At 32.1% G+C, this 15997-nt stretch carries 6 protein-coding genes; all 6 read right to left on the reverse strand.

From position 1 onward, the window contains the following. Positions 1-130: 130 nt before the first annotated feature. On the reverse strand, positions 131-7726 hold the full coding sequence (locus tag ACX6CF_RS13420) for an endo-alpha-N-acetylgalactosaminidase family protein (protein WP_458785850.1): 7596 nt from the start codon (positions 7724-7726) through the stop codon (positions 131-133). Between the two features lie 364 nt (positions 7727-8090). Continuing rightward, positions 8091-10253 (reverse strand): 1,3-beta-galactosyl-N-acetylhexosamine phosphorylase, encoded by a 2163-nt coding sequence (gene gnpA, locus ACX6CF_RS13425; RefSeq protein WP_458785917.1) that lies wholly within the window; start codon positions 10251-10253, stop codon positions 8091-8093. Between the two features lie 39 nt (positions 10254-10292). Next, complete coding sequence (locus tag ACX6CF_RS13430; protein WP_458785851.1) at positions 10293-11849, reverse strand: type 2 periplasmic-binding domain-containing protein; 1557 nt, start codon at positions 11847-11849, stop codon at positions 10293-10295. Positions 11850-11879: 30 nt separating this feature from the next. Continuing rightward, positions 11880-13259: a response regulator transcription factor gene (locus ACX6CF_RS13435; protein ID WP_458785852.1), complete on the reverse strand. Its 1380-nt coding sequence runs from the start codon at positions 13257-13259 to the stop codon at positions 11880-11882. A gap of 13 nt (positions 13260-13272) precedes the next feature. Next, complete coding sequence (locus ACX6CF_RS13440) at positions 13273-15018, reverse strand: sensor histidine kinase (protein WP_458785853.1); 1746 nt, start codon at positions 15016-15018, stop codon at positions 13273-13275. A 121-nt stretch (positions 15019-15139) separates the two neighbouring features. Then, positions 15140-15994 carry a carbohydrate ABC transporter permease gene (locus ACX6CF_RS13445; protein WP_458785854.1) on the reverse strand — a complete coding sequence of 285 codons (855 nt, stop codon included), beginning with the start codon at positions 15992-15994 and terminating at the stop codon, positions 15140-15142. Positions 15995-15997 lie beyond the last annotated feature (3 nt).

Genomic DNA, 15997 nt, shown 5'->3' on the forward strand with positions numbered 1-15997 from the left:
ATTTTTATATTGTATCATTACCCATTTATTTTATTCAACAAAATAAGTCCCAAAGGATAGGCTGTAAGCTTAGCCTATCCTTTGGGACTATATTTTAATAAAACTATGATGGTTTTATACTACATATTTTTTAATTATTAATAGAGTTACTAATGAACTCTGTTATTACTTTTGCTACTTCACCTCTCGTTGCATTTCCTGTAGGATCGAATTTATTGCCTTTCTTACCAGCAATAAGTCCCCATTTTTTCATTTGCATAACTGCATTCTTGGCATAACTACTAATACTTGTATCATCAGTGAACTTAGAGTTACTTGCATTAATATTATTCAATTTCTTATTTGTTTGTTTTACATAGTTTACTAGTATTGCTGACATTTGCTCACGTGTTATTCTTTGATTTGGTGCGAATCTATTATCTCCAACACCATCTACTATACCTTTATCTTTTGCCCATGTTACATAAGCTCCATAATAATCAGCAGAATCTACATCTGTGAATGATGAATCAGCATATATACTAGTATCAATACCTTCTAGACGCCCTAAAACTGTTACGAACATTCCTCTTGTCATAGTAGTATTTGGGCTAAACTTATTAGTATCTGTACCACTGAACAGCTTTCTTGCAGCGACAAAATTTATGTAATCTTCTGCCCAGTTTGTAGACACATCTACGAATTCAGTGTCATTATATCCTATTGCATATGTAGATAAATGAGATGTTTTAAATATTACTTTTTCAGTCTTATTATCATATATACAATTTCTAACTACTACTAACTTCCCAGTATCATCAATATAGTTTATAACAATATTTTCAGGTGACTGATTCTTATCCAATGTATATGGAATACTTATTGTAACTGTACCATCATTAAATGAAGAAATATTCTTGTTGCTTGATATTACATCAAAACTATATACTGGATGTTCTCCAACAACTTCTTTTGCTGCATTTGGTATTTGAGCCTTATCAATTCTTTTTGCTTTTATTTTAATATCATTACCTTTAGCTTGATTGCCAATACTTTCTATTGCGTTATTGTCAAAAGTAAACTCTGCTATTGGAGTTTCTATAGATACTTTTGCTTTTGTTTCTTTTGCAATTTTATTAATTGTAGATTTTTTGAATTCTACTTTAGATTCTTTTATATTTTTAGTCTTTACACCTTTTGGTAATTCTGCTTTAAACTCAATTATTGATGTACTTTCATCTTCTTTGTAATCAGATTCCAATTTCTTGATACGATTAATTAATGTGTCTGCTGTATCACTTGTAACTTTTGCTGTTGCAGTACCTTGTGTTACAGTAGCTATCTGTGATGAACTTTGTGAAATCTTGGTTACTCCTGTATCAGAATCAGTTTTTACAACAGGTTTTTCTACTGATACCTTTGGCTCAGTTGATTCTGTTGATCCAGTAGTCTCATCAGATGGATAATAAACTCCTGTATTATTTCTCTGCCATTTTCCATAAAGGGTAATGTTTGATGAAATTTTATTATCTACGTCAAATGCTGTTGTCAGATTTTTGTCAGTATACCATCCTTTGAATGTATAACCATTTCTTGATGGATTGCTTGGTAGAGTAATAGTTGAACCACTGACTACATTGGCGGAGTTATATATCTCTGTACCATCAGCTGTTTTATAAAAGACAACTGAATAATACTCATTTACTTTACAGTCACCAACTTTAATAGTCACAGTATTAGAACTAACTGTTTTGTCACCAACTGTCACTTTGACTGTAATATCAGCAGTACCTTTTTTCAATGGATTAATCTTGTTATCACTAATCTGTAATACCGTTGTATCTGAAATATCATAAGTCAATACTGCTTTACTCATATCTACATCAGCACCATTACTCATTAGAGCAGTAACATTGAATGGTATGAAGTCCATATCTAGACTTATCTCATTAACTGATGTATTTAAGTTTACATAAGCTAGATTTGGCTCTGCATCATTAGTTACTTCTTTGATATATATATCATCTAAGATAATTTGTTCTTTCCCTTGTTGTTTATCAAGAGTCATATACAATCCATCGGTATTGTCACCAGTTGTAAATGTTGTCTTAACTTTTTTAGCTACACCTCTGTCTATTTGTTCAATCGCATTTGAACTGCCTGTTACTGATAGAGGAATATTAGCTACTGCTGTTTTATCAGGTTGTTTAATATTCAATGTATAATTTATATCATCTCTAGCTAGTGCATAGGTCAAACCTAGTTCATAAGTTGTGTTTGGTTTTAGTGTAAATGCTCCGTCTTCTGTTATAAGCATCTCACCTGTTTCACCATCTTGCTGATTGGATTTCAATGAAAATCTTCCGTTAATGACCCAACTCATGAATTGACGGCCATATAAATCTTTTTCAGCTAAATGGCTTCTATTAGAGTTCCCTCTTCCTGAGGCAAGTACAAAAGGTGAAATACCTTCATCTACATTCTCAAAATCTTCATAGAATACATATCCTTGTTCACTAGTCACACCAGGCTCTTCATAACATCTAAAATCATCAATACATACTGTTCCATTACCTTCTGCAACATTAACTGTAACATTCGCTGATGATACACCTTTTGGAACTGTAAATTCTACATTTGCTCTTAGGAATGTGTCACCCTTGAATTTTACAGCTTGTCCACTTCTTTCTTTACCTCTTCTAGTAATTAATGTTGAGTAATCCTTACCGCCACAATTAACATTCAGTGTTACTGTTCTTTCATCATTATTCTGAATCCAAGTGGATATAGAGTATGTTTTACTTTCTACAAGTCCATTGATAACTTGACTGATACCACCTTCGCCATTTGTTATCTTAAGAATATCATTACCACCACGTGGACTGCCTTGATGTGCGTTTTCAACTTCTTTTACTATTGATACATTTTCCCCTGTTTTTGTCCATCCAGCACCTGTTACATTATCGTTAACAAACCCTGTTGAATCAAATCCAGGATCAACAATCTGCTGTCCTTCACCCCAAGTATCTAACCTATTTTCTGGTAATTCCTCTTGTGTTACTAGATAAGGAATATTTTGTTCCAGTGAAAGTGTAATCTTCCCTTCAGTTACATCAATATCTTTAACATAAAGTCTTCCTAGATCATCAAGCTTGTAAAGTTTTAGTTTAGTACTATCACTCCACTCAGAAGGAAGTGTCCACTGAGTTGTATCATTTTCAAATGGTGTCCATGCATATATCTTTTCTATATTAGTTGATTTGTTGCCATCATCTGCATTAGGTGCCCATGGTAAGAATAATTTTGTTTTACCTACATAGGTATCATTATATGAATCTTCGGGAGTTGTAGCTATTAATCTACCATCTTTATAATAGTTGATATTACTATCTTCACGAACAGCTTTTACTCCTTCAGTAAAATCAACTTGGTCAGATGTCATTTTTATTATTTCAAAGTGCTGCATATATTTAGTAAGTAAATCATTATTGTAGAATACTCCTGTACCCATTTTACCTAGAACTGTCTGCTGATCACCCCAGCCTCCAGGTAATAAATGTTTGTTACCTTTTAGTAAAGGGTCTCCTACAAAGGTATCTTGAGTATTATATTTGATAAATCTCATAATCTGTGAATTGTTACCTTTGTTTGGATATGCTGCATCTCCTCCCCAATGAGTCCATGTAACATATTGTTCTAGTGGTCCATTCATCTCAGTTCCAAGCATATATCCAAGTGAATTGACTTTTTCACCTAGTTGAGCCGCATTCCAGTCATTACCTGTGTATACGTCAACATATACAAAATTAAGCTCTGGAGCTGCCTTCTTCAATAAATCTAATCTCCTATATAATTCTCCAGTAGTTATGTCTTTTCTTTGGTCTACATAATAGGCTTTATCTAACCAACCCCAGCCTGGTGAATTAAGATTTACAATATTTTGTGGATATGTAAATGCATCTGGATGATATTCTGTCGCATTAATATGAATACCAATCTTAGCATTATAATCTTTTCCTGATTCAATAAGTTTATTAAAATCCTTGATACCACCTTGTCTAATACCAAAATGGTCATAGTCAGGATGTGAATCGTCATGTCCTTCAGCCTGATAACCTTTTTCAAGGACTATCTGACCGAAACCATCAGTATAATTATATATGTTCTTAACCATGTCAAGACCTTTTAAAAATGGATTTTGAGTATATCCTATATTCATTGATACATATGAAATATTATTCTTGATATCTTCTCCACCAAAAGGTATTTTCATATCTTTTCTATACAATATCGCTGCATCCTGCCAGTCAATGATACTATCATTGTTCTCATCTTTTGCAATAGCAATCTGCACCCATGGTTTATGTTCTTGGAAATAGTCTGCTCCTGTATCGGCTTTTCCTAATTCTTCTCTATATGTCCAAGCTCCTGCTCCTATTCCAGTTTTCTTATCAGCACCTCTGTTATCTGTTGAAAGAGAAATTCTTGAACCACCTGTTGTAACATTTGAATCAACACTTACTGCAAAATCATTATTGCTGATAAAAGCATAGGTTTTTCCTTGTACTCCAAGTGTCTGCTCTTGTACTGATGAAAATTTCTCAATAATGTTATTCCAATCACCTGTAGTTATAACAGATGCTATTTTACCGTTTTCAGAAGCTTTAACTGATGTTAAGCTTTGTTTTGGTATATTAAGAGTTTGGAATTTAACATCTGGCTCTATTACGTTGATGATTTCAAATCTTAGTTTATTATCTATGACACTAATCTTTCCTTGAAGTTCAATTCCTGTACTACCAAAATCCTTCATTGTATATATGATTGAAGACTTATCTTCTGCGATTGTTGATGTAACTGTAGGGATATATTGTTCACCATTAACTTCCATAATGAACAGTTGCTCATCTTCACCATGGAGTATTGAACCATCCTCTTTCCATTTGTAACTTAATACCCTTGGAAAATTCTCATCTACTGTAACATCCATTTTTTCGGAAGATATTATAGTTGTTTTTTCTTCTATTGCTGGAGGAGCAAGAGGAGGTATCTCTGTTACTTTTACATTATCAATAATGAAAGACTGTCCTGCCCAACTATGGAAACCAATATATCCTTCGCCATCTGGAAGAGATGATACTGATTGCTTACCAATTTCATTTCCATCAAAGGATATGGAAAAATTACCTTCATGTGCTTTTAATTTCATTCGGTACACTTTTCCCTTTTGTGGAGAAAATGAACCTGGAAATGAACCATAGCCTTGTCCGTTTTTCCATACTAGCTTTCCAACATCTAGAGAAATGTTTGCCCAGTTATTGGAATCTATATATCTGATTAATGGTCCGCCCCTGAATACTGAATCTTCTGTAGCTAGAACAAATTCTACGTCTGCTTCAAATATCATGTTTTTTAAAGCAGGAGTATCATCTAGCTTGAAATAAGCAACTCCTTGATCCGAAAGTCCATCAATAAAAAGTCTACCGTCATCTGTTGCAGATATAGAACCAGACCCCTTGCCTATTTTCCAACCATCTGTTGCTGTTTCTTTATTCTCAAAATCAAGTTCGTAGGAACGTGGTTCTTCATTTAGCACTTCTATGGCAGCTAGATTTTCAAAAAGCTCTCCTTCAATAGTTCCGCTAACTTGTAGAGTAGTGTTAGCAACTATATCTTTAATAGGAACATGATTCCATATTATCTGTGACCTGCCACTTATACCACCATAGTATTTGATATCCATAATTGATGGAAGAGATGGCATTACACGTGGATATGTTTGAACTTTGTATGTTGGTATATATGTAATCTGAGGAATAGCTGTCTTTATGATTGTACCAACTTCACCATTTATCAGTTCAGTTACCTTTAGAGTTTTTGCTGTACCGTAGTTTACATAACCTGCCTTACCTTTTTCAAGGGTTATACCAGTAACTATCTCATCAAGACATACATTATCATTTATGATGACAGTTACTTTGTTTCCAATATATCTACATTTAATTGTTACATTAGTATTCTCAGCAATCTCTGGACCAGTGAATGATTTTTCTAAGTTATTAAATCCTGTTATTGCCCAATCTGTTCCGCCTTTATATATTATTCCTGCATACTGGCTATTACTTATAGCTCTGAACAAAATACCATATTGTGATACCTCAGTTGCTTTCATTGTTACACTGAATTCACCATTTCCCATAGTTGGTGATTCATTTTCTACGAGACTATAATTACTATCTGCATCATTTATTATAGTAAGTTCCCCTTGGGTTTTATCAATATCGTATCTACCTGAACCATCTATTGTATTCCATGTAATACCTTCTGGAGCAGTATATTCTTGAGTATATTTTACTGAAGAAGATTTATCAATGATCTTTCCAGTAGCTGTAACTGTTGCAAAAGAATTATCTTCAGTATTTTGATCAAGTACCCCAGTAGCTGTAAAAGTTTCATTTTCTGTAGTAAGTTCTGACCAGCTTGTTATATTAGCTACTGTATCTATTGTTGTATTTTCATCTACCTTCAACTTAACAAATGCCTTTGTAGGTAGATGACTTTTATCAACGCTGTCTTTAACTAGGTTAACTTTTATTGGAGTAACTTCTGAAACAATACTAGAGTTAACTTGTACATTTAGTGTAGGCTCAAAAGACATACCTTCAATTGTACCTTTAACTTGTACTGTACCAGGCTTTGATGTATCTACTGATTGAGTATTCCAAGTTACACTTTTTTCAATCAAGGCACCATCATTATAGATGACTTTTACTGTTGATGGAAGTGTTACAGCTTGATCTTGTGCAACAATAATAGTATCATCTTTGATCCCTTGGGGCTCTCCATTTATAGCTCCAATACCGCCAGAATACATATATTCAACTTTTGTCGTTACATTTGAAAACCATTTCCTATAGCCTTGGTAACCACTATTTATAGGTAGCCAATCATAAGATTTATTCAATACTGGTGTTCCAAAATCTTCAAAACCATTGTCACCATCTTTTTTTGCCGCCCATATAATTATATTTTTTCCCTCATACTTAACACGCAATTTGACTATTTCATCTTTACTGAAAGTTTTTCCTTGAGTGGTAAAATCCCATTTACCTGCCTTGTTTACCCCCCAAGCCGTTCCATCATTTCCGATTAAAAGCCAATTAGCCTTATTTATACTTCGAACTAAAACTCCAAATTGTCCCATTGTATCGTCTGGAACAGTGAATACAATCTCTATTTCACCATCTGCAATTTCACTTGATTTTGTATCAATTATTCTTGTATCCCCTGCGTTAGTGAAATTTAATACACCGTTTTCAGTTACGGTTGTTCCCTCACCTGTAAGTATTGAGAATTCACATTCACCATCATAATCTTGCTCATAAAGACTATCTGTTGGTGTTTCTGATGTTTCCTTCTGTTCATTCTCTGCTTCTTCTAGTGGTTTCTCCTGTTGCTCTGCATCTTGCTTTACTACTTGTCCTTCATTAGGGTCCTCTTTTGATTCTTCAACCGGATTTTCTTGTTTCTCTCCTTCTACTGGATTTACCTGTTGTTCTACAGATGAATCTTCTGGCTCCTCTACCTGCTCTTCTACAGGATTATCGCTTACTTCCTCTATAGTAATATCTTTTGGTTGTTCTGCTGTTACCTCGCCTTCTGTTGCTGATATTGGAACATAAAAAACCATCATCATCATTGACATAGCTAATGCAGCTATGCGTTTAGCTAATTTTCTTTGGTACATGATTTTCACTCTCCTTTAGTTTTGTAGTTTCTTCTAGAATGCTGTAAATTTTTTAACCCCTCGATACAAATAAAATTATAGATTTAAGTTATTATTACCAATAACATATATATATTAACAATTTTTTTCATTAGTCTGTATGTAAAAATATTATTCTTTTATGTCCAAATCTTAGTATCTTATATATTTATTACATTAATTACTTGATATATATTATTTTTTTATGCATTTCTTATAAATTACATAACATAACTAAATTAATATAATAATTACCTATTCACTTTTTTAATTAAACAAAGCAGGTATCTACTTTATTAAATAAATACCTGCCTAAATTTATAAATATGTTTATATTCCTTGAATCCTACATATTAAACCATATGATTTCATTCTCTTGTAAATCTATTTCAAATGATGTTCCATCACCTTTATAAATTGTAGTTGACTGTTTTGTATATGTATTATTTACAACACAATATTTTTTAGTATTCATATATGCATGTACGTCAACATTAATATTATCACTATACCATTTTTCCATTTCATTCTCTTTACCAGCCGCCCAGAATATAGATCGGAATAATATACGTGTATTTTCAAAGCTATATGGAAGTCCACTTAGATAAACACTACGTCCATTTCCAAATTCATTTGCAGCCATCTCAATATCTCCACCACGGTTAACAATTACCTGTGCATTTTTTAATGCATATACATCTTTTATGCCTTCTCCAAAATCAATGTCTTCATTACATTGCTTAGTAATAAAATGTGGTTTCTCCTCCCAATTGTACTTGTCAGTTGATAGACTAAAACCAAGTTCACGATCTACACCAAGTACTGATGCCATTTGGAAGAATCGTCCATTTTGCTCATATGCACTTGGCTCACCAACACCAATGAATCCACCACCATTAGCAACGAATTCTTTAATTGTTGTTACTATCTCTGCATCAGCCCAATTTTCCCCACCACTATTTGCAGTATAGGCACCTCCTGCATTTATGATTACACCTACGTCATCTAATATGGATTTATCATTTTTTATATCATCAAAACTGATGAATTTCACATCAAACTGCATACCTGCTAATGCTTCTAATATTCCACCATATGAGTAGCATTTTTTATTCCATAGTGCATGTGCCACCATGTAAGTTCCCCATGAGCGAATCTTACCCCAACAATTCAAGACAGCAACTTTGAATGGTGCTACATATGGTTTTCCTTCTCCGATATTATCATAGAGAGTACGGAATTCATTACAGACACTTTCGATATAATCCATGAAATCTGGAAACTCAAGAGCAAGTTTCAAATAACCTCCATAACCGATTCTATCTACTGGACTTCGTAGAATGGCTCTTCTTGCAGTTACCCAATTCTCTACCGCTTCTTTTTTAGGATTCCCACCTTCGTGGAATGTATCTGGGAAAAAGTATGGTAAAAATCTACCTTCAGTATATTTTACTCCAGGTATATCTGAAATAAGTCTCAGTGTAGTACCATTTCCAACCGAACCAACAACACTATCTAGCCCAATCTCTGGAAAATATTTTCCGAAAGGTTCTGTTCCAATCCAGTGATCCCCAAGAAACATCATAGCTTCTTTTCCATAGCTATGAACAAGATCAACTAATTCTTTTGCTAAATATGCAACTTCTCGCTGTTGGAAATCCATAAAGTCCTTAAACTCTTTTGATGGTATACGGAAAGTATTATTTTGATATCCTTGGTCAATGATATACTCTGCACGGAACTTATATCCTACTTCTTTTTCAAATTTATCTAAGATATAAGGACTGATACTTGCTGAATAACCGAACCAATCAACAAATTTTTCTTTACCCTCATTATTGAAATTAAGTGTAAATTGATGAAAAAATGTAGTAAACCTGACTACATCAACGTTAGGATTATCTTTACACCATTTTGCCATCTTGTCCTTAACATATTTTTGTGTTTTAGGCTGTCTTACATCAAAAGTCATTTGATGAGGTACATCTTTCCAATCATTAGTAATGTAGTTATACATATGAACTGGGTCCCACATTATGAATGCAAGAAAACTAACAGTATACTCATGATATTTGTCTGTCTTTATTGTTACTTTTCCAGTTTCCTCAGTATAACTCCAATGGGATACAGGTACGACTTCTCCTGTAGTACGATCTATTACTTCCCACCAGCGTTTAATATCATGAAGTGTATTAACCTTGAATTGTGGCTTATAAAAATCACGTAACAATTCTATATCAAGGCTTTCACCAATTGCTGTCTCCGGTTCCGTTACAAGATACATCTGTTGTATTTCATCAGGATTATTCTTCGCCCACTCATTATCTTTTCTAGTTGTATAATATGTAGCATATACCTTGGCACCTTTGCCTAATAGTTCTTTTGGAAACTCAGTTCCATCACAATCACGAAGTGCGTCAACTCCTAATCTTTCCATGGTCTCAAGAGTCTCATTTATAATATCTACATCTGTTGGTAGAGTTACTCTTCCTTTAGTATTCATGTTCATACCTCCTAATTTCATCATTTAATTAATCCTTAAGACTAATTAATTCAGATCATCCATTAATTCATTCACTTCATCTATCATCTTATAAAGCCCTTTATTCTCATAATCTTTCATTATATCATCGTACATCTTGTTTACACTCTCTCTGCCTATCATAACCCTAATGATATCATCTGCTGGTTTTATCATAAAATTACTCATTGTTGGAGTTTGCATGGATAAGTTTATCTCATAATATTTAGGTAAATCCGTTTCTAATAGTTGATAGCTATACTCCACATCCATTTTATAATACTTATCTTTCGTTGGATCCCCTGTAAGAGTTAGATATCTATGTACATTATTCCACTGCACCAAATCCGCAAGTAAAGTAATAGGGTATTTGTCGTTAATATCATTGCCTTGTTTTGCTATTTTCACACCATTTGCAGATATATAATCCTCATCTTCATATCCTCGCCTAAGCATGTCTTCATTTTTCAAAAAATACTCATATAGATTAAGAATAGCTTCCTGTTTGACAGGGTCTTCTGTTGTTATATATGATTCCGACCAGTATTTTTTGAATACACTTCCATAGGTATTGCCATCTATTGATTTTAAAGGTGAAAGAATTTTAACATGGTCTTCAAAATTTTTATTAGGATATTTCTCATTCCACCTTTTAGCAAGTTTCCAGGTTGCCATATTACCTAATAAAGCAGATGATGAACCATTTATGAATTTATTTATTGATTGTTCCTCTTTTGCCAAAGGAATGTCTTTAGCTATGGTAGATTCTTCATACATATCTCTTGCTAGTTTGAAAGCTGATTTTAAATCTCCAGCAAAATAAGCTGGAATGTACTTGTCATTCTTTTTAATCCATTTGAAATCACTTCCACTACCATCACTCATCGCAAGAGGCACACTATAGGACATGAAAAAGCTATCCAATATGAATGGTACCGTAACAGCCATTCCCTCAATTTGCTTATTCTCTGCATCATTTTTTATGATAGCCTTGATCATAGCCCGAAACTCATCATAGGTTTCAGGCTCTTCATTTATCCCAGCTTTCTTGGCTAAATCATATCTATAGAAAATCTTTCTATCCATTCCGCTTAGTTTTACACTATGACCATTATCATATGTCTTTCTTGGTATCCCATAATAATTCCCATCAGAGTGCCTGAATTGATTCATTTCCGCACAATTCATATAACTATTAAGGTTTGTCCACTTAGATAGATTCTTGGGTAATGGCTTGATAATTTTTTTATCGATCCATTGATAATATAAAGGTGTACCAATCGCACCGATTGCTACTACATCTGGCAATTGAGATGATGATGCCAGTAATTTCAGCTTTCTTCTATCATCATCGTGAGTAATTTCATATGGTATTAGTTTAATATTCAATTTTTCTTGAATCTGTTGTAACATCTTATCATTATCTCCACCACTTAGGGCATTATCAATATTCCAAAAGGCTATAGAAATCTTAATTGGTTCTTTTCTATTAACATCAACTACTTCACTATTATTCTTTTTACACCCTGTAAACATCATAATTATAATCAATAATAATATGTATATTAATCTGTCTTTTTTCATAAGATAACACCTCATTAATCTTGATAATGATTATAAATTGTTTTTCCTATAATACGATGGTGCCATATTAGTATATTTCTTGAATTTTTTTATAAAATAAAAATAATCGTTGAATCCACTGTTGATACATACATCATTAATGGACATATCAGTTTTCTGCAATAATTCTTTAGCCTTTTCTATTCTAAGTCCATTTAGATATTTTACATATGTGGTTCCTGTCTCTTTTTTAAATAGTTGACTTATATAATTAGGATTCAAGAATAATTCTTCTGCAATATCTTTTATAGATATGTTCTTTGTAAAGTTTGCATTTATATACTTGATTACCTTGATAAAATTCTTATTATAACTTTCAAAAGTCAAATCATTCTTCTCAAATGAATTCTCGATCACCACAAGTAAATTGTTTATCATGTTATCAAAGCTTTCATAGTTTCTTACAAGCTCATCAAAACTATATATGTTAAGGTCATCCTCTTCACCTATAGGTCCTCTATATTTATTTAATATCATATTGTGAAGCTTCATTGCTTGTTTGATATTCATCATTTTGTCAGGTATCTTAGAATATTCCAGTAGATTTTCTTTAAGTTTAGCTGGTTTATCTATATCCTTGCATATCTTATTGTAATAATCATCTAGCTTCTTAGTTTCTTCTATAAATATCTTATCATTCTTACAAAAAAAGAAATAATAACTTTTTACCATGATATCATCTATATTTTCCAAGAGATCATCATAGCTTACTTTATCAGTTGTTATCCCTATCCCATCTATAAGTGTGTTATTTTTCACTTCAGTATTAAACATCAACTTGCTTACATCATCATTTAATATATATAGATATTTGTTTATCCCAATATTGAACATGAGATGATGAACCTGAATATATTTGGATAGATTTTCTTTACCAATTACCATAATCATATGGAATTTATCTTTTATCTTATTCTTTATAAGAAATTTCTTTATTTCATTTACATCATTTTCATATACATATTCCATAAAATCGTATTCCATAAAGTCATTCTTAGGTTCTATCTTATCTACTGCTATTTTTAGAACAGACATCATCTCAGAATAATCAATTGGTTTCAAACAATATCCCGCTACACCAATCTGTATAGCTTTTTTTGCATATGAAAAATCGGCATAACCACTAATAATAATAAATTGTATCGATTTATTGATTTTTGCAACTTCACTGCATAATGTAAGACCGTTAAAAGGCGGCATACTGATATCCGATATTACAATATCTATATGATTTTCTTGTGCATAATCTAGCGCTTGGCGGCTATCGGTTGCAGTATATACCAGTTCCAAATTCAGCTTTTCCCAATTAACTCCTGATCTAATAGATTGTATAATCATGGGTTCATCATCAATTATCATTACTTTATACATCTAAATCAACCTTTCATTCAAATCGTTTCCTGTTTATTGGAAGCATGATACTTATTTTTGTTCCCTCTCCATCAGCACTCTCTATTCTGACACCATACTCATTACCGTATATCATTCTTAACCTTCTATGCACATTTGATATACCTACGTGATTAGAATTAAAATCATTTTCACAATTAAGGCTAGTAACGATTTTATCTAATTCACATGGTTCAATACCAACTCCATCATCTTGAATGATGATAATTAGATTATCCTTATCAATTTTCGTTCCTATATATAAGGTTGTATCATCTGTATTTTTTTCAATAGCATGTACAAATGCATTCTCAACAATTGGCTGCATAATCATCTTAGGTATTATGATATTAAGAGTTTCATTATTGATATTGTAAAATACTGTTCCTTTATTACCAAACTTGAAAGTTTGAATTTCAATATAAGCTTTTATCATCTTGACTTCTTCTTCTAAAGTTACTTCACTTGAACCTTTAATACTATATCTGAATATATCACCTAGACATTGAGCAATAGTTGATATTTCCATAATATTGTTGGTCATTGCTATACCTTTAATGGTTTCAAGTGTATTATATAGGAAATGAGGATTAATTTGACTTCTCAAATAAGAAATCTCAGCTCTTTTTTTCTCAATCTCAGCTTGATATAAATTATTGCTTGTGTTAACTAATTTATGTGTCAGAGTATTTATCTCGTCAATCATATCGTTAAGGTCGACGGCAAGCTCAACAATTTCCTTATTCCCATTTACAATAACTTTTTCTTTTAATTTCTTATAATTTCCAGCTATTATTGTTTTCAGATAATCACCTATACTATGAATTGGCTTAACTGTATTTTTATAAATGACCATGAATGCAAAACAAACTATGATTATAAATATTATGCAGATGATTGAAATAACCGATTGAATATATCCTACATCCCGTTTAGTATATTCTTTATCTATATTGCTTACTATAAATAAATCCATATCTTTTATTTCTTCCACTATTATAATACTTTTATTATCAGTAAACATATCTTTATTTGATGCGATACCACCAATTTTATCAACTATAGCTTTCCCAACTTCTTTTGTACAGTTGATTGGATGGTACTTATTGTATTTGTCAAGTATCACAAAATTAATTCCTTGAACCGTCTTTGCTTCGAAATTTTTCAATATAGTATCTACATTGACAGAAATGATAATATCTCCAAAGTATTCACCATAAGTATCTCCCATATCAGTACCAAAAACTTTATTATCGAATGCAATGGTTGTTATATTCTTATCCATATAATTTTGTTCATATAACCCTACACATTTAAGTCTTCTATTATCTTCTGCCCTCTCGACAATTTCATTCAAGATTTCTCGTTCCAAGTAAATACTGTTTATGTATTCTTTATCTATAAGGGCAATATCAAATATATCGTCATAATATAGTTTCAGTACTGAGATACTTTTTTCTACTTTAGTGATTGTATCAAAATCCAGCTCTTCCTTAAAATATTTCTGTAAAATACTTTCATATTGTAATGTACTTGATGCAGCTACCATTCTCTTATTAGTATATTCTAGTTCACGTACTAATTTCTGTGATATGGTTTTACTATATTGAAGATTTTTTTCAAATAATAGATTACTAATTAATTTTCCAGTTATCATATTAAGAAAAATAAACACAATAATAATGCTTAATACTAAAACTGTAAATTGTAATTTCAGACTAGGTAGTATCCTTTTTTTCATCTAACCACATCCTTAGATATCTTAATTTATACTACCTTAATATAAAAAAAACATCAAGAAACTTTTGTAGTAAAATTGTATTTTATCCATATATTTGTTATATAACGTCGAAAAAATAATTTTATCCTTTCAATCCTCCCAGAGATAATCCTCCTGTGAGTTTTTTCTGTACAGCCATATAGAATATCATTGTTGGCAGCATAACCAAAACCAGTCCTGCAAACATGGCACCCCAGTCAGTAGCATATTTCTGAACTTCCATCAGGTTCTTAAGACCTACTGAAAGAGTCTTCTTGGTATCATCTCTTATCATTGTAAAAGCTAAAATATATTCATTCCAATAGCTCATAAACGCAAACATGAGTACTGTAACCATTCCTGGTTTTGCCATAGGAACTATTACACTATAAAGGGTTCTGAAGTATCCACAACCGTCAATGGAAGCCGCTGCTTCATATTCCTTGGATATACCTTTGAAGAATCCGCTTAATAGATATATATTAAATGGTAATGTCGTTACTGAATATAAAATTGCAAGCATTAGTCTATTATTTAATAAATGCATTTTATTCATTAATGTAAATAATGGAACAACAGTATAAGACCCTGAAACAAAAAGCCCTGCCATAAATACTAAACTAATCAATTTACTGAATCTAAACTTGAATCTAGAAAGTGCATATGCTGCTGGAACAGCTAATGCAAGTAAAACTACTATTGCAATAATTGTTATACCAATGGAATTAATAAAATATGAACCCATATGACCTTTCACCAAAGCATTAGTATAGTTTTCCCAATGTAAACCAGATGGTAACTTCCAAGGACTTGTCAAAAATTCTCTATTAGTCTTGAAAGAGGTTGTGAAAGCCCAGAATATGGGATATACTACAAGTATGGATGCAATAATTAATATTATTCTAGTGACTATATTACCAACATTTATTTTCTTATCATCTTTTTTATTATTTTTCATTGA

The organism is Vallitalea sediminicola (assembly GCF_054408565.1).